Source organism: Geopsychrobacter electrodiphilus DSM 16401 (assembly GCF_000384395.1).
Taxonomy (GTDB): domain Bacteria; phylum Desulfobacterota; class Desulfuromonadia; order Desulfuromonadales; family Geopsychrobacteraceae; genus Geopsychrobacter; species Geopsychrobacter electrodiphilus.
In genome coordinates this window covers 2731907-2747636 of the sequence record NZ_ARWE01000001.1, presented here as the reverse complement: position 1 = coordinate 2747636, position 15730 = coordinate 2731907, and the positions used below count along the sequence as shown (strand labels likewise).

General features: G+C 56.5%; 14 protein-coding genes. 9 read left to right on the top strand and 5 right to left on the bottom strand.

The window, feature by feature from the left end:
* The first annotated feature begins 3 nt into the window (after positions 1-3).
* The 7 genes from D888_RS0113080 to lhgO all read left to right on the top strand — a co-directional run bounded on the left by D888_RS0113080 (position 4) and on the right by lhgO (position 9190).
* The gene (locus tag D888_RS0113080; RefSeq protein ID WP_020677008.1) at positions 4-1599 is read left to right on the top strand and encodes a hypothetical protein; all 1596 of its coding nucleotides are present in this window, start codon (positions 4-6) and stop codon (positions 1597-1599) included.
* A 34-nt stretch (positions 1600-1633) separates the two neighbouring features.
* Positions 1634-2344 (top strand): 3-oxoacid CoA-transferase subunit A, encoded by a 711-nt coding sequence (locus D888_RS0113075; protein ID WP_020677007.1) that lies wholly within the window; start codon positions 1634-1636, stop codon positions 2342-2344.
* 41 nt (positions 2345-2385) lie between these two features.
* Positions 2386-3027 (top strand): 3-oxoacid CoA-transferase subunit B, encoded by a 642-nt coding sequence (locus D888_RS0113070; RefSeq protein WP_033423644.1) that lies wholly within the window; start codon positions 2386-2388, stop codon positions 3025-3027.
* Between the two features lie 8 nt (positions 3028-3035).
* A complete protein-coding gene (locus D888_RS0113065) occupies positions 3036-4358 on the top strand; it encodes an aspartate aminotransferase family protein (RefSeq protein ID WP_156827010.1) in 1323 nt (440 codons plus the stop codon).
* Positions 4359-4378: 20 nt separating this feature from the next.
* Positions 4379-5578, top strand: a complete 1200-nt coding sequence (pcaF, locus tag D888_RS0113060) for a 3-oxoadipyl-CoA thiolase (RefSeq protein WP_020677004.1) — start codon at positions 4379-4381, stop codon at positions 5576-5578.
* 290 nt (positions 5579-5868) lie between these two features.
* The gene (locus D888_RS0113055) at positions 5869-7989 is read left to right on the top strand and encodes an amino acid permease (RefSeq protein ID WP_020677003.1); all 2121 of its coding nucleotides are present in this window, start codon (positions 5869-5871) and stop codon (positions 7987-7989) included.
* Positions 7979-9190 (top strand): L-2-hydroxyglutarate oxidase, encoded by a 1212-nt coding sequence (lhgO, locus tag D888_RS0113050; RefSeq protein WP_020677002.1) that lies wholly within the window; start codon positions 7979-7981, stop codon positions 9188-9190. Before D888_RS0113055 ends, lhgO begins: the two co-directional genes overlap by 11 nt.
* A 195-nt stretch (positions 9191-9385) precedes the next feature.
* Here lhgO and D888_RS0113045 read toward each other — a convergent pair whose 3' ends face one another.
* The 5 genes from D888_RS0113045 to D888_RS0113025 all read right to left on the bottom strand — a co-directional run bounded on the left by D888_RS0113045 (position 9386) and on the right by D888_RS0113025 (position 14539).
* Positions 9386-9814 (bottom strand): Ros/MucR family transcriptional regulator, encoded by a 429-nt coding sequence (locus D888_RS0113045; protein ID WP_020677001.1) that lies wholly within the window; start codon positions 9812-9814, stop codon positions 9386-9388.
* A 179-nt stretch (positions 9815-9993) separates the two neighbouring features.
* Entirely contained in the window at positions 9994-10731 is a 738-nt protein-coding gene (locus D888_RS0113040) for a response regulator transcription factor (protein WP_020677000.1), read from the bottom strand.
* Complete coding sequence (locus D888_RS0113035; RefSeq protein ID WP_020676999.1) at positions 10728-12401, bottom strand: sensor histidine kinase; 1674 nt, start codon at positions 12399-12401, stop codon at positions 10728-10730. The genes D888_RS0113040 and D888_RS0113035 overlap by 4 nt, the downstream gene beginning before the upstream one ends.
* Before the next feature lie 67 nt (positions 12402-12468).
* The gene (locus D888_RS0113030) at positions 12469-13794 is read right to left on the bottom strand and encodes a vWA domain-containing protein (protein ID WP_020676998.1); all 1326 of its coding nucleotides are present in this window, start codon (positions 13792-13794) and stop codon (positions 12469-12471) included.
* Between the two features lie 160 nt (positions 13795-13954).
* Positions 13955-14539, bottom strand: coding sequence for a YSC84-related protein (locus D888_RS0113025; RefSeq protein ID WP_020676997.1), 585 nt, complete (start codon positions 14537-14539; stop codon positions 13955-13957).
* Positions 14540-14780: 241 nt separating this feature from the next.
* Between D888_RS0113025 and D888_RS0113020 the strand changes: the two genes are divergently transcribed.
* A complete protein-coding gene (locus D888_RS0113020) occupies positions 14781-15227 on the top strand; it encodes a GatB/YqeY domain-containing protein (protein ID WP_020676996.1) in 447 nt (148 codons plus the stop codon).
* 11 nt (positions 15228-15238) lie between these two features.
* A complete protein-coding gene (locus D888_RS0113015; protein ID WP_020676995.1) occupies positions 15239-15724 on the top strand; it encodes a CvpA family protein in 486 nt (161 codons plus the stop codon).
* Positions 15725-15730 lie beyond the last annotated feature (6 nt).

The window sequence follows — 15730 nt, the reverse complement described above, 5'->3', positions numbered from 1 at the left end:
ATAATGAAGAGTTCGAACACGGCCGAGCAGTCAGGCGTCGAGAATAAATTTCACCGCGCGGTGCAGTCTGCAGATGTTGAAGCGATGCTGGAACGATACCAGTTCTCGCCTGATGCCAGACGTCTCGTTGAGCAGGAGAACCTGTTGCCGGTCGGTCTGCTGAGCCGTCTGCAGGCCGCTTATCCACAGCACTCTGGATTGCTGGAGACCAAGCCGTTTCTGTTCAAGGTTGGTACGAATTACGCGGGGCTCGACGGTTTCCGGCGGGTCTGCGAAATTCTTAAAGAGAACGGGATTGAGCTCAGCCAGATCAGGGAGCGCGAATTCTATATCGAGGTTTACCGCTTTCTGGCGACCAGTCATTCCCTGAACAGCATCAATTGGGACGACTATGAGACCGACGCGGTTTACCAGCTGGTGCTGCCGCAGCCCGGCATGATCGCTGCGGAACCGACAGCGGCTTATGTCAAGGCCGGGTCTGCCGGGGAGCGTGCCCGCATTGTCGCCGCATACAGCGCGAAGACCAATCCCCATGACGGTAACCAGCAGCTCAACAAACCCTGGTTTGAAAATGACACTGGCGAGGTCGAGTTTCTCGACGGCAGCCAGCACAAGTACCCGCAGTGTCAGCTGGTGTTCGACACCAGCACCCAGAACTGCTTCTCCTTCTGCACCTACTGCTTTCGGCATGCCCAGGTGCGGGGCGATGAGGACATGTTCCTGCAGCAGGACATTGATCAACTGCATCGTTACGTCAAACAGCATCCTGAAGTCAGCGACCTGCTGATCACCGGCGGTGACGGCGGCTTCATGCCTGCTAACCGTTTTGAGGCGTATATCCGCCCGATCATTGAAGACCCGGCTCTGGGGCACATCCGCAACATTCGCCTCGGCTCCCGCGCCCTGACCTTTCACCCGGAGATGATCCTCTCGAGTAAATACGACAGGATGCTGGAGCTCTTCGATCTGCTCTACGACAACGGTATTCAGATGGCCTGGATGGCGCATTTCTCCACCCCGCGCGAGCTGCTCAATCCACGCACCCTGGCGGCGATTCGGCGCCTGAAAGCTCATCATGTGATGGTTCGCAGCCAGAGTCCGATCATGAACCACATCAGCCTGTTCTCTGATGCAGAGGGCAAGGTGGATGTCGAAAGGTCGGCGCAGAACTGGATCGACCTGGCCAATATCCTGGCTATGCTGGGCATCGGCTTCCATTCCATGTACGCCGCCAGACCGACCGGCGAGCATCATTACTTTGCCGCCCCCCTGGCCGACATCGAGCGGATTTTCAGCAAGATCTATAATTCACTCTCCTCCATCAATCGCCCGTCACGGCACATCTCCATGACCATCTCCGCCGGCAAGCTGGCGATCCTGGGTACATCGGTGATCGGAGGCGAGAAGTGTTTCGCCCTGCAGTTTACCGAAGGGCGCAACATGGAATGGATGAACCAGGTTTTCCACGCCAAGTACGACGAGCAGAAGAACAAGATTGACCTGCTGCTTCCCTTCGATACCGAGAAGTATTTCTTCGCCGAAGAGCTGAAGGAGATCGAAGCACGTCTGGCTGAAACCCTGCGCCGGCGGCTGGCCTGATGCGGAGGATTCAAGCAGATGAGAGGCAATAGCCATGATTGATAAGCGGATCGCCTCAGCTGCCGCCGCTGTGGCCGACATCTTCGATGGCGCGACGGTGATGATTGGTGGCTTCGGCGAAGCCGGCAGCCCGATTGAATTGATTCACGCCCTGATCGATCAGGGGGCAAAAAATCTGACCGTGGTCAACAACAACACCGGCAGCGGCCATGTCGGTCTGGCGGCGTTGGTCGAAAACGGCCGGGTCGGCAAGATGATCTGCTCCTATCCACGCACCCTCGGCTCCACGGTTTTTCCGGAGCTCTACCGCAGCGGCAAAATCGAACTGGAGCTGGTCCCCCAGGGGACTCTGGCGGAGCGGATCCGCGCTGGTGGCGCCGGAATCCCCGCCTTCTACACCGCGACCTCGGTCAACACCCCCCTCGCCGCAGGCAAGGAGTTGCGCAACTTCGATGGTCGCGACTATGTCATGGAACGGGGCTTGAAGGCCGACTTCGCCCTGATCAAATGTGTCGCTGCCGATCGCTATGGAAATCTGATCTACAACAAGACCGCCCGCAACTTTGCACCAATCATGGCGATGGCAGCCGCCACGACCATCGTCCAGACCGGCAGCCTGCTCGAACTTGGCGCTATCGACCCGGAAGTGGTGGTGACCCCCGGAATCTTCGTCGATCGGGTTGTTACAGTAACCAACCCTGCCCAGGAAGCTCAGCTGATTGCCGAAGGGAGGCGCTACCCGTGACCGCCGTCGAAAAACAGAAGATCGGCTGGGGGCGGGAAGAGATGGCGCGCCGCGCCGCCCTCGATATCCCCGACGGCTCCTACGTCAATCTGGGCATCGGCATCCCCGAGCTGGTCGCCCGCTATGTCCCCGAGGGGCGCGAGGTGATCTATCACACTGAAAACGGCCTGCTCGGCATGGGCCCGGTTCCGGCAGAAGGCGAGGCAGACCCCGAGCTGATCAACGCGGGTAAAAAACCGGTGACAGCTATCCCCGGGGCAGCTTTCTTTCATCATGCCGACAGCTTTGCGATGATTCGTGGTGAGCATATCGATATCTGTGTGCTGGGGGCGATGCAGGTCTCGGCACAGGGTGACCTGGCCAACTGGTCGACCGGCGAAGCGGACGCCATCCCGGCGGTGGGCGGGGCGATGGACCTGGTCGCCGGGGTTAAGACAATCTACGTGATTACCCAGCACTGCACCTCGGACGGTGAGGCCAAGCTGGTCGAGCGTTGCAGCTATCCGCTGACCGGCAAAGCGGTGGTCGACCGGATCTATACCGACCTGGCCGTCATCGCGGTTACGGACCGGGGTCTGGAAGTTGTCGAACTGGCCCCGGGGGTTAATTTCAAATATGTACAACAGCGCACCGCCTGCAGCCTGCTCCTCGGCCCTCAACTGGCCGAAGCGCTCAACGACTAAAGGACAAAATGATGGCACAGACAGATAATTCAAAGAGTGCCGCACTTTATCTGCGGGCCTGCAAGGTGATGCCTGGCGGTGTCAGCCGCAACACTGTGCTGCGCAGCCCTCATCCGCTTTATGCTGAACGCGGCGCGGGTTGTTACGTCACTGATATCGAAGGGGTGAAGCGGATCGATTTCGCCAACAATATGGCCGCCCTGATCCACGGTCACGCCCATCCCGAGGTTGTCGCAGCGCTGACCGAACAGCTGCACAGGGGGACGGCCTTTACCATGGCCACTGAAGCGGAAGTGCTCTTCGCCGAGCTGATGTGTCAGCGCAACTCCGGCTTCGAAAAGATCCGCTTCTGCAACTCCGGCACCGAGGCGGTGATGAACTGCATTAAAGCCGCGCGCGCCTTTACCGGCCGGCCCAAGATCGCCAAGATGGAAGGCTCCTATCATGGCCTGTATGACTATGCCGAAGTCAGCCAGACCGCAAGCCCTGCAAACTGGGGCCCGGCGGAAAAGCCCAACAGCGTCCCGGTGGCTTACGGTACTCCCTCCTCGGCGCTCAACGACGTGGTGGTGCTGCCGTTTAACGATGTCGCGCGGGCTATAGCCATTCTCGATCAGCACGCCGACCAGTTAGCCTGTGTGCTCATCGATCCGATGCCGCACCGCATCGGCCTGACCCCGGCAAGCGCTGAATTTGTCAGTGCGTTGCGTAACTGGACAAAGAAAAATGGCGCCCTGCTGGTGTTTGACGAGGTCATCACCTTCCGCTCCTGCTATGCTGGCGCGCAAGACTGGTATGGCCTTATCCCGGATCTGACTGCCATGGGCAAGATGATCGGCGGCGGCTTCCCGGTTGGTGCCCTGGCTGGCCGCAAAGTGGTCATGGACGTCATGAACCCCTTGGCAGATAAGGTTCTCTTCCCTCAGGGCGGGACCTTTTCGGCGAATCCGATGACCATGGTCGCCGGTTATACGACGATGAAAATGTTTGATCAGGCCGCGGTCGAGAAAGTCAACCGTCTGGCTGATCGCGCGCGTGCGCAGATTACAGAAGCGATCAGGGTCGCAGATATCCCGGCCTGCGTCACCGGGGGTGGTTCCATGTTCCGCGTGCACCTGAAGCCTGAAGTCTCGGGCGACTACCGGTCGGGCTATGTTGACGCCGATGAGGCCGGACGCATTAAGCGGTTGCTCGATTATCTGTTTGATAACGGCGCCATGCTGATTAATACCTGCTCCGCGACCATCTCGACGGTGATGACTGTAAGGGAGATCGATTATCTTTCCGAGGTCATGCTGGGTGGTTTCCGTAAGTTGCATGATCTGGCCTGAAAACTAAAGAGGGACGACCCATGAATGAAGTGTTTATCTGTGACGCGATCCGCACCCCGATTGGCCGTTACGGCGGTGCCCTGTCTGCGGTGCGTACCGATGATCTGGCCGCGATTGCGCTCAAGGCCCTGATGGCGCGCAATCCGGCGGTGGACTGGAGTGCGGTGGATGATGTCATCCTCGGCTGTGCCAACCAGGCCGGTGAAGATAACCGCAACGTGGCACGGATGTCCTTGCTGCTCGCGGGGCTGCCGGAGACCGTCTCGGCCTGCACCATTAACCGGTTGTGCGGCTCGGGAATGAATGCGGTCGGCAGCGCCACGCAGGCGATCAAGGCGGGGGACGCCGAGCTGGTCATCGCCGGTGGAGTTGAAAGCATGTCGCGTGCGCCTTTTGTGATGGGCAAGGCGACCACTTCTTTCTCGCGCACTGCAGAGATCTTTGATACCACCATCGGCTGGCGCTTCGTCAATCCGCAGCTGAAAAGTGTTTACGGCACCGATTCGATGCCGGAAACCGCCGAGAACCTGGCCCGTGAGTTCAATATCAGCCGTGCGGATCAGGATCGTTTCGCCCTCTGGAGCCAAAAGAAGGCGGCCGCGGCACAGGCTGATGGCCGCCTGGATGATGAGATCGTAGCGGTCAGCATTCCGCAGCGTAAAGGGGAGCCGCTCAGGGTTGAGCAGGATGAGCACCCGCGTGCAACCACGCTGGAGAAGCTGACTCAGTTGAAGGCGATGTTTGTCGATGGGAGCATCACTGCCGGCAACGCTTCAGGGATCAACGACGGGTCCGCGGCCTTGCTGCTGGCGACAGAGCAGGCGGCTGCGCGGCATGGCTTGACTCCCAGGGCGCGGGTACTGGGTATGGCCGCCGCCGGGGTGCCGCCGCGCGTTATGGGGATAGGGCCGGTGCCGGCAACCCAAAAGCTGCTGGCACGACTCGGCCTGAGTTTGAATGATTTTGACCTTCTGGAATTCAATGAAGCTTTTGCTGTGCAGGCGTTGGCCTGTACCCGGCAGCTCGGGTTAGCCGATGATGACCCGCGAATCAATCCGCTGGGTGGGGCGATCGCCCTGGGTCATCCCCTGGGGATGAGCGGCGCACGTCTGGTGACGACGGCCGTTTATCAGCTTCAGCGAACGGGTGGAAAACGTGCGCTCTGCACCATGTGTATCGGGGTCGGGCAGGGGATCGCGCTGGTCATCGAGAGGGTCTAGGAGACTGTCGGACTATACGGACTGAAGTGAAGATTCGGAGATTTGAGTACAATTTTTAGCTCGTTTGCAGGCTCATAACCATAGCTATAGGTCAAAAAGGCCTCCTGGCTTGAAAGACCACCTTGAATAATGGGTGATGAAACACAATAACGTAACTGCTGAACCGGGCCCCTTGAAAAATGGGTCCGGTTTTTTTGTGTCTGGCATGCTCTGCTCTCAAGACAGATGACCAAATTTCTATGATATGATTTATGTCCTTTGAATCAGCTGACATATGTAATGAGGTGAGGATGCTCCCGGTTCGCAAACAACAGAAACTGAAAAAAGAGCTCGGCCTCTTCAGTGTCTACGCTATCGCCACCGGCACCACTCTGAGCGCGGGGTTTTTCCTGTTGCCGGGGATTGCCGCTTCACAGGCTGGTCCGGCCATGGTTCTGGCGTATATGCTGGCGGCGATCCCGCTGATTCCGGCGATGTTCAGTATCGTTGAACTTTGTACCGCCATGCCAAAAGCCGGCGGGGTCTACTATTTCCTCGATCGCAGCCTCGGCCCACTGTTCGGTACCATCGGCGGAATGGGGACCTGGCTGGCGCTGATCCTGAAAGTTTCATTCGCCCTGATGGGGATGGGCTATTATCTCGCGCTCTTTATTCCCGAAATCGGCGAAGGACATATCCGTACCCTGGCCGTTATCCTGGCTCTGGCGATCGGGGTTCTGAACCTGTTCGGCTCTAAAAAGAGCGGTCGCATGCAGATTTATCTGGTCTTTTTTCTGTTGGCGCTGTTGGCCGGTTTTATCGGGGTTGGCCTGCCGAGCATCAATCCGGTTCATTTTGATGGCTTTTTTGGGGCCGGTTTTGATTCGATTATCTCCACCGCCGGACTTGTCTATATCAGTTATGTGGGTGTGACCACGGTGACCTCACTCTCGGAAGAGGTCAGAGATCCGGAAAAAAACCTTCCGCGCGGGGTCTTCTTGTCGCTGCTGACGGCGCTCGTGGTTTATGGCCTGGGGACAGCCATCATGGTCGGCGTACTGCCCATGGCGCAACTTGCCGCGACTATGACGCCGGTGGCGGATGCCACGGCAGTTTTCTTTAGTAAACCCGGGCTCTATATCATGTCGTTTGCCGCGGTGCTGGCGTTTACCAGCGTTGCGAATGCCGGCACCATGAGCGCTTCCCGCTACCCCCTGGCATTGTCGCGTGACAGCCTGCTGCCGTCAGCCTTCAGCCATCTGCGTGACGGTGTGCCGGTGTTGTCGATTCTGGTGACGGTGGGCAGTATCGTCATGATCCTTTTGTTTCTCGATCCGCTGCGTATCGCCAAGCTGGCGAGTGCCTTTCAATTACTGATGTTCGCGCTGATCTGTTTCACCGTCATTGTCATGCGCGAGAGCGGCCTCGACAGTTACGATCCCGGCTATCGTTCCCCTTTCTACCCCTGGATGCAGCTGGTCGGGATCTTCGCCCCGCTCTGGTTCATCGTTGAGATGGGCTGGTTGCCGACCCTGTTTACTGTGGGTCTTATCTTCGTCGGGACGCTCTGGTACCGCAGCTATGCCCGGCTTAAGGTCCAGCGCAGCGGTGCAATCTTTCATATTTTTGCGCGGCTCGGTCGCCTCAGTCAGCAGGGACTCGATTATGAACTGCGCGAGATCATGAAGGAGAAGGGGTTGCGTCAGAAAGACCCCTTTGATCAGATCATCGCCAGCAGTTACGTGGTGAACCTGGCCGAGCGCACCACCTTTGAGGTCGCGGTCGAGGTTGTTTCCGAATGGTTCGCCGACCGGATTGGACACTCTCCAACCGAGATCGGTGAGCAGTTTCTTGAGGGAACCCGCGTCGGTGCAACTCCGGTGGCCCGTGGCGTGGCCCTCCCTCATTTTCGGACCGAGGGGATTGAATACGCACATCTGGCGATTGTGCGTGCCCCGCGTGGTCTTAAGATCGATGTTCCACACCCTCTTCAGCCCGGGGCACACACGAGCCAGCTGGTGCAGGCGGTGTTTTTTCTGATCAGCCCTGAAGACAACCCCGCTTTGCATCTGCGACTTCTGGCCCAGATCGCCGGTTTGGTTGAGAATGAAGGGTTTGCCGAAATCTGGCAGCGCACCAGCAATGAACAGGAAATTAAAGAATTGCTCCTGCGCGACGAGAATTGTCTGTCCATGATTCTGGACAGCGCCGGGCTCACGGCAAGATTGATCGGCCGGACTCTCGATCAGATTAATCTGCCCCAGGGGAGCCTGGTCGCCCTGCTGCGTCGTGGTAATGATATGATGGTGCCACGTTCCAATACCCTGCTGCTGGAGAATGATCGCATGACAATTATCGGTGAGCCTGAAGCGATTCATCAGCTGCGGCGCGAGTACTTAAGTGTTAAGGAGGGGCGACCCGTTGAAGACTGAAACCACTCTCTACGATTATCTGCTGATCGGCGGCGGAATTGTCGGGGCCTCGACGGCTTTGCAGCTGCAACAACGTTTTCCCGCCGCGCGAATTTTGTTGCTCGAAAAAGAGTCGACCGCCGCCAGCCATCAGACCGGGCACAATAGCGGCGTCATCCACGCCGGAGTCTACTACGCTCCGGGGAGTCTCAAAGCGCAGTTTTGTCGCGAGGGTTCGCGGGCGACCATGGCCTTTTGCGAAGCCCATAAGATCCCCTACCAGTGCTGTGGAAAATTACTGGTGGCGACGAACGCCGCTGAACTTGGACGGATGGAGGATCTGGCCGAGCGCTGTCGACAGAACGAGATTGAGATCGAAATCCTCAGTGCCACGCAACTCAAGGCGGCCGAGCCGAACATTGCCGGGTTGGGCGCACTTCTGGTGCCGGCCACCGGCATTGTTGATTATCGCCAGATCACCATGGCTATGCTCGAAGAATTTGCCAGGCTGGGTGGGGAGATCCGTTTGTCCGCCAGGGTCGCTGCGCTCTATGAGGAAGAGGATTTCATCGAGGTAGTTTACGGTTCCGAACGGATCCGGGGACGCTTTCTGGTTTGCTGCGCCGGTTTGATGGCCGACCGGGTGCTGGCGATGCTCGGGATTGACGCCGATTTTCGGATCGTCCCGTTTCGTGGGGAATACTATCAGCTGCCGACCGACTATAACGATATTGTCTCACACCTGATCTACCCGATTCCTGATCCCGAACTTCCCTTTTTAGGCGTGCATCTGACGCGCATGATCGACGGCAGCGTAACCGTCGGGCCGAACGCGGTCGTCGGCTGGAAGCGCGAAGGCTACGGTCGGGTCAACTTTTCCCTGCGCGACAGTATCGATAATCTCAGTTTCCCGGGGTTCTGGAGGGTGATGCGCAACCACCTGCGTTCGGGGACGGTCGAGATGAAGAATTCACTCTGGAAGCGGGGCTACCTGCAACTGGTCCGCAAGTATTGCCCACAGTTGGCCTTAAGTGATCTGCGCCCATATCCCGCCGGCATCCGCGCTCAGGCAGTCATGGCCGATGGCAGTCTGGTCCACGATTTTCTCTTTGCTGAAAGCCCGCGCAGCCTGCATGTCTGCAACGCACCCTCTCCGGCAGCAACCTCGGCGCTGCCGATCGGGGCTTACATCTGTGACCAGATTGAAGAGCGCAGAGGGTGAAGTTCTCTTTAACAAATGAGCCATCTTTCTGTTCTTTTTGCGGATCTGAAAATCCTTCTTGAATCCCACTCAAAGAAAAGCTCAACCTTGAAGTTAAGGTTGAGCTTTTCTTTGATCAATCATGGTGGTTTTAGTTAAAGCCGCGGCTTTTTCGTGTCCGCAATATAACCGTCTACTTGATGGGGAAACTCAGGCCTATTTCTTCTTGGCCTTTTCGGCACGTGCCTTTGCTAATCCCCCGGCTAGATCCTTATCAAGTGCCATTTGTCGTCTGCTTGCAGAATAGTCCTTGGCAGCGAGTACGGTGCCTGCAGGGATGTCAAATTTTGTGCAATACTCTTTGGCGGTCATTTCATGCGAAGTTTTTAAATGCCTTTTAAGGGTGGTGAATTCCTTGCCACAGACCATACAAGTTATTTTCTTGTTGCCAAAGGCTTTCCGTTTAGAGATCGCCGGGATCTCCTCTGTACTTTCTTCTGCAGGAGGTAAGGACTCACTCTTCTCCAACTTTGATAGTACAGAATGAAGGTCTTTTAGCTCAGCAAAAAGCTCATCTTTTGTCAAAGCGGTTGATGATGCATGTGCTGATACAATTTTTGCGGCTAATTCAGTGATTGTTGCCAATTTTCTATCCTTTTTGATATGAGATGATCCCTCCGACTGGATATATGATAGGTCTATTTAAAATAGATGCAACTATTAATATGAAATATTTGGGTGTTATCCGAACATTTTGAATTATTAAAACCCCTGATCAATAGGAACGGTCACCCTGGTGTGGAGGTTTATGCACAAAATGGTTTTTATTCAGGTTTTGATCCGAAAGAAATTTGGTCCGTCTGGTGTTGGCCTTTATACCTGTAGCCGATACCGTGTACGGTTTCAATAATTGCGGGGTGGGCAGGGTCAACTTCTATCTTCTTGCGCAGTTGAACAATATGTTGGTCGAGGGTGCGGGTGGTGCCGAAATAGTCGACTCCCCAGGCGGCGTTGAGGAGGTCATTGCGGGAGAGAACTTCTCCGGCGGCGGCGGCGAAGGTTTCAAGAAGGGTCAGTTCCCGGCTGCTGAGTTTATATCGGCGCCCTTCACGTTCTGCGGTGAAGGCTTTTCGGTCAATCTTTGCTAGACCAAAAATAAATGTTGACGACAAGTCTACCAGCGACGGGGCTTTTCGCTGCCGGCGCAAAACTGCGGCCACGCGTGCCCGCAACTCGTGCAGGCCGAAGGGTTTGGTGACGTAATCATCCGCGCCCAATTCAAGCCCGACCACCTTGTCGATCTCTTCCCCTTTAGCTGTCAGCATGACAATCAGCGTATCTGAATCATGACGACGAACCTCGCGGCACAGATCATAGCCGCTCAGCTCCGGCATCATTACATCGAGCAGCAGCAGGTCGGGCTTCAGCCGTTGGTATAGCTCAAGGGCCTCTCTGCCATTGGGCGCAGCGCAGACCCGATAGTTTTCGGCTTCGAGCAGGTCAATTAAACCCTGGCGCAGGCTGTGGTCATCTTCCGCAACCAGGATCAGTGGCCGGTTCATGTTCTCCCCCTTAAAAGTGGCAGAGTCAGGCAGAAGCAGGTACCGCCGGTTGGCCCGGGGTTGCAACTCAGATCGCCTCCCATGCCGCGTGCCAGTTGTTGTGCGATGCTTAAACCAAGGCCCGCCCCGGGTTGCGAACTGGTCAGCGAGCTGTCGAGGCGGTGAAACTTGGCGAAGATTTTCTGTCGTTGGGCCGAGGGGATACCGGGGCCGTGATCGGTTAATGAAATGTTGACCTGCGTTTTGGTCCGGGTCACCTCGAGGGTCAGTTGTTTGCCGCTTGCCGCGTATTTGATGGCATTGTCGATCAGGTTGAGCAGGATCTGCTCGATGGCATCGCGGTCGCTGCAGATCAGGACACTGTCCAGGTCAATCTGGCGGGTCAGTACAAGCCCGGCTTCTTTAAGGCGAAGAGACTGGCGGTCCAGGATCTCATCCAGCAGCGCGATCAGGTCAAAGTCGCTGAGGTTGTAATCTTTGTGCCCCTGCTCAAGCCGACTGAAGTCGAGAATATTGTTCACCAGGCGCGTCAGGCGCTGGCTCTCGCGGATGATGGTCTGCAGATAACCACGCTGTTTTTGGGCTGACTCTATTTTCCCTTCCTCGAGCAGTTCGGCGTACATGCGGATCGTGGTCAGGGGGGTTTTGAGTTCATGTGAGACGTTGGAGACAAACGAGGTCTTCTGACGGGCGTCGCGTTGATGGCGCAGGCTTTGCCATAACAGCAGGGACCCGCCGAGCAGAATTGCAGCGATAAAGCTGCCCGCAAGCAGAGAGCCAATCAGCAGAAACCCCGAATCTGCCTGGCGCTGGTCAGGGTTGGTAAAGAAGCCCAATTGCCAGTGTGGCAGACCGGCGATACTGTGGCTGAACTCGGGGGCCTGGTCGGTGATTTCAAAGGCTCCGCTCTGGTGAAAAATATGACCGTTGCCATCAATGAGCGCCAGGGCCTCGTGGCTGCCGGGGGGAGGACTGAGGGTGCTGAGCAGACGGCTGAGCAGGGCCATCATCTCAAGTTCTATGCCGTAACGCAGTCCTCCTCCGGCGGGTTGATACCAGCCCAGAAGATGCAGCTGATCATCGGCGTACCAGCTCCGCCAGAGTGTTTTCCCGGTAGGCGCCGCGAGGTCTGCGGTTGCCACGGATTCACTGGAAGTCGGAGCCTTGCTGGCGAGCAGGCGAAGCTCCTTGCGCTCATTTATCACCGAATCGGTTGGGGACGGCGAAGCGTTTAGGCGGGCCGGCATTTGATCTGCGGGTGGTGGTTGCCAGGCAATTTCACCCGAGAAGAGCGGCAGGTAGCGTCTGATGAAGAGGCGTTCTTCATCGCTGGCCGGACGTTTGCGGTCGGGGAAAATCAGGCCCGTTCCCGGCTGCCAGATAAAGACGTTGCGAACCAGCGGGTTCTCTTCGCGCCAGTCGCTGAGCAGTTGTGGCAGATCTCCGCCCGCGAAGGTTTTTAAGCGCTGCATGAGACCATCTTCGACTTCCGCAATCGCCAGCTCCAGGTTGCTGGCGACGGTGTTTAGTCGTACCGCGGCAGACTGACGTTCGCGCTGGTTCAGGCGCGTGTTTTCGTTCTGTAGCAACCGCCAGGCTCCGACCCCGAGGAGCAGGGCCGGAACCAGCAGCAGAAGCCATGAGGCGATGATCAGTCTGGTGCGGATCATTTTTAAGTCAGCTTTCCTTTATCTTGAGCCACGTGTTCTCCGCTCACGCCTGATCCCTCATCCTTGATCAATGGGCCTTCTGTTGCTTGCGCACCTGGTAACTTTCAGAGCGGAGCTCCTTTTTTCGGGCACTAGGAATACTCGGGGCCGAAAATTCTACCGCATCCTTGTTGAGTGATTTTGCTTTCTGGGCGAGATCACTAAAGCCAAGGTTGGCACTGCTGGCTTCAAGGACGTCGCTGCTCTGCTGTAGCTCCCGTACCGCGTCCTCTTTACGTCCGGCATTATACAGGTCAAGGGCGCGATCACGCGCAGTCGCCATTTCGTTTTCGACAACGGCTTTCTGAACTGTTCGGCTGGCCGATTGCCGGACCTCATCATGGCTCGCGGAGAAATTGATACTGGCCAGGCGTTGAATCTTTTCGGCCTTGTTGGTCATGGCGTTTTCATAGCGACTGGTGACCTGCACAATTTCCCTCTGCTGTCCTGCAATCCCCGGTTCGATAAGGACTTCGATTAAAGCATATTTCTGCTGACCGCTGTAGAGCTGATTCATCCGCAACTGGACACCAGTGCCGCGGATGGTCCCCTCGCGACCGATAATGCGTAGCGGGCGAACGCCGGGGAGGCAGTCGATTTCAATACGTATCCGACTGGCCGCGACGCTCAGGACATCACCCAGTTCGCTGGCAAAAATTCGGGGTAAATCCTGACTTGATTCGACGAAGTAGTGGTTGCCGTCACTGTGGCTGGCCAGTTGTGTCATTAAGTCTTCATTAAAGCCGTCGCCGATACCGATGGTGGTCACCGAGATCCCTTCCTTCTGCAGTGCTGCGCCAAGGCGACCGAGATCGGACGCTGAACTCGGTCCGACGTTGGCCAGCCCGTCTGAAAGTAGAATAATGCGGTGGATGTAGTTGTCATCGAGATGTTTACGGATCTCGGCGGCGCCTTGACTGACGGCACCGAACAGGGCTGTGTTGCCCCCGGGGGTAATGGCGCGGATCCTTGAGGTGATCCATTCGCTGTTGGCCGCGGACTGAGGTGGGATCAGGGTGATGACACTGTGATCGTAGGTGACCAGGGAGAAGAGATCCTGTGCGCCAAGACGACTCAGGGCGACTATCGCGGCTTCCTTGGCTTTTTGCAGTTTAGCCCCTGCCATTGAACCAGAACGGTCAAGAACCAGAGTCAGGTTGACCGGTGGGCGCAGGCTGCTATTTTCAAGCTGCGGAACATCGAGTAAGACCTTGATGATGGCTTTCACTGTCTGCCCCGCCGGGAGAACAGTGCGGTCAAGATCAAGGTTGAGGTTGACCAGCGGTCGGGCCAGAACCGGGGTGGCCAAAGCCAGCAGCAGGAGGGGGAGGAGGACTTTCAGCATCGCTTTCATGACGGGCTCCTTTATGGAAAGGGGGACCAGCTGGAATGGCCGATCTTCGATGCTGGCAGTAGATCACCGCCGGGCTGTAAAGGTCGTCATGGCTTTGTCAAAAGATTGTAAAAAGCCTGTCCCGGAGGTCGGGTGGACGGATGACCTCGGGATGCTCCGGTTAATTGATAAGCGGGCGATAGGTGAACTTCTGCCCGCCGACAGACGCTTCGTACATTAATCCTCCCTTGGTATGGATAAATATAGCTGAACCGTTGCGATATTCTCCACCCAGTTGTCTGTCAGAGTGAGTCCCGACACTGACTCCGGCCGAACTCCCTGCGGTACCGGTGGTCGCCTGGGCGCCTGCGGTAATGGCCACCGCCGAGGCCGAGGCATCCAGTTCGAAACCACCATTAACAAACTCGTCATAGGCATGTTTGTCTTTAAAAAAGATGATTTCGCTGAAAACCTGGCCACCCAGCTGGAAGCCGATCGACAGCTTGTAAAGGGACGCAGTGCCAGTAATCCTGCCGTTGCGGTAGACCTGCCCCTGACCATAAGCCCCGCCTATTCCGATCCCGCCTTTGCCGACGGTGGGGAAAAAAGCATAGCCATAGGAATTGTTAAAGAAGGGCCCCGCAACCTCAGAGCTGCGGTAGACCATGAGTGGGTCCTCTGGATTCGGTGCGACATCTGAGGCGAGCACCGGTGAGCTCAATATCAGGCATGAGGTGAGGATGATAAAAGTAAGGAATCTGTTCATGGGGAAACTCCTTGGAGTGACATAGGGTCCGGGTTCTGGAGGGATATCAGTATAACATCTCTCCCTGGCGATATCAGAATCAATTGGTCCGGCAAACAAGGATGGTTGATGTGCGGAATTGATGTTTTATCCTTGCATTCTTTTGATTGGATACATATACTGCCAAATTCGTTTAAATTTGGGCACAGAGATAACTGAACGCTTTGAGTCCATTTCTCACCCCCCGCCACAAGAGGGTTCCATGAGTCTCCAGGACCAACTAAATAACGACATGAAAGACGCGATGCGGGCGAAAGATACGATCCGCCTTGGCACTATCCGCCAACTTCGCAGTGCGATTAAAAACAAAGAAATTGAGACCGGAAAACCGTTGGAAGACGACGCGGTTATCGGGGTGATTACCACTCAGTGCAAGCAGCGCCGTGAAGCTTCACAGATGTTCCGCGACAACGCGCGCCTCGAACTGGCGGAAAAGGAAGACGCCGAGCTTGTGATCCTGCAGGCCTACCTGCCGACCCAGCTTGACGAAGCAGAACTGCGGGCCATCATCTCGGAGATCATTGCCAGGGTTGGCGCCACCTCGCCGCAGGATATGGGTAAGGTGATGGGGCCGGTTATGGCCAAAACCCGGGGTTGCGCCGAGGGGAAGCTGGTCAATCAGCTGGTAAAGGAACTGCTCGCGGGCTGAAGGAGGGCAGGATGGGACTGGTTGATATTCTGATCCTGGTGATCCTCGGGATTTTTCTGCTGAAGGGTGTGTTGCGTGGATTGTTACGCGAGGTCTGTAGCCTGCTCGGGCTGGTTGTTGGCGGGTTGCTTGCCTTTTACCTGCATATCCCCTTGTCGCAATGGTTCGTTAAGATGCTTCACTGGCCGTCGCAACTTTGTGTAACGATCAGTTTTTTGTTGGTCTTTTTGCTCTCTGTGCTGGTTTTCGGGGTACTGGGTTATCTGCTGAACCGTTTTGCAACCCTGACCCTGATGACCGGGGTTAACCGTATATTGGGGGCGATCTTCGGTATGGCTCAGGGTGTCGTCCTCTTAGCATTGATCCTGTTTGCTTTGAATTCCACCGACCTGCCGGGGGATTTTAACCAGCAGCTTAAGCGTTCTGAATTGGCCCCGCCTTTTAGTCGTTTGGGAGCAACAATTTTTTCCAGCAGCAAGGATCTGGCGCTGAATTGAGCCGAC

What these genes read in the sequence shown, in the direction of transcription:
- D888_RS0113080 (WP_020677008.1), top strand. Translation starts at nt 4, where the DNA reads ATGAAGAGTTCGAACACGGCCGAGCAGTCAGGCGTCGAGAATAAATTT.
- D888_RS0113075 (WP_020677007.1), top strand. Translation starts at nt 1,634, where the DNA reads ATGATTGATAAGCGGATCGCCTCAGCTGCCGCCGCTGTGGCCGACATC.
- D888_RS0113070 (WP_033423644.1), top strand. Translation starts at nt 2,386, where the DNA reads ATGGCGCGCCGCGCCGCCCTCGATATCCCCGACGGCTCCTACGTCAAT.
- D888_RS0113065 (WP_156827010.1), top strand. Translation starts at nt 3,036, where the DNA reads ATGATGGCACAGACAGATAATTCAAAGAGTGCCGCACTTTATCTGCGG.
- pcaF (WP_020677004.1), top strand. Translation starts at nt 4,379, where the DNA reads ATGAATGAAGTGTTTATCTGTGACGCGATCCGCACCCCGATTGGCCGT.
- D888_RS0113055 (WP_020677003.1), top strand. Translation starts at nt 5,869, where the DNA reads ATGCTCCCGGTTCGCAAACAACAGAAACTGAAAAAAGAGCTCGGCCTC.
- D888_RS0113040 (WP_020677000.1), bottom strand. Translation starts at nt 10,731, where the DNA reads ATGAACCGGCCACTGATCCTGGTTGCGGAAGATGACCACAGCCTGCGC.
- D888_RS0113035 (WP_020676999.1), bottom strand. Translation starts at nt 12,401, where the DNA reads ATGATCCGCACCAGACTGATCATCGCCTCATGGCTTCTGCTGCTGGTT.
- D888_RS0113030 (WP_020676998.1), bottom strand. Translation starts at nt 13,794, where the DNA reads ATGAAAGCGATGCTGAAAGTCCTCCTCCCCCTCCTGCTGCTGGCTTTG.
- D888_RS0113025 (WP_020676997.1), bottom strand. Translation starts at nt 14,539, where the DNA reads ATGAACAGATTCCTTACTTTTATCATCCTCACCTCATGCCTGATATTG.
- D888_RS0113020 (WP_020676996.1), top strand. Translation starts at nt 14,781, where the DNA reads ATGAGTCTCCAGGACCAACTAAATAACGACATGAAAGACGCGATGCGG.
- D888_RS0113015 (WP_020676995.1), top strand. Translation starts at nt 15,239, where the DNA reads ATGGGACTGGTTGATATTCTGATCCTGGTGATCCTCGGGATTTTTCTG.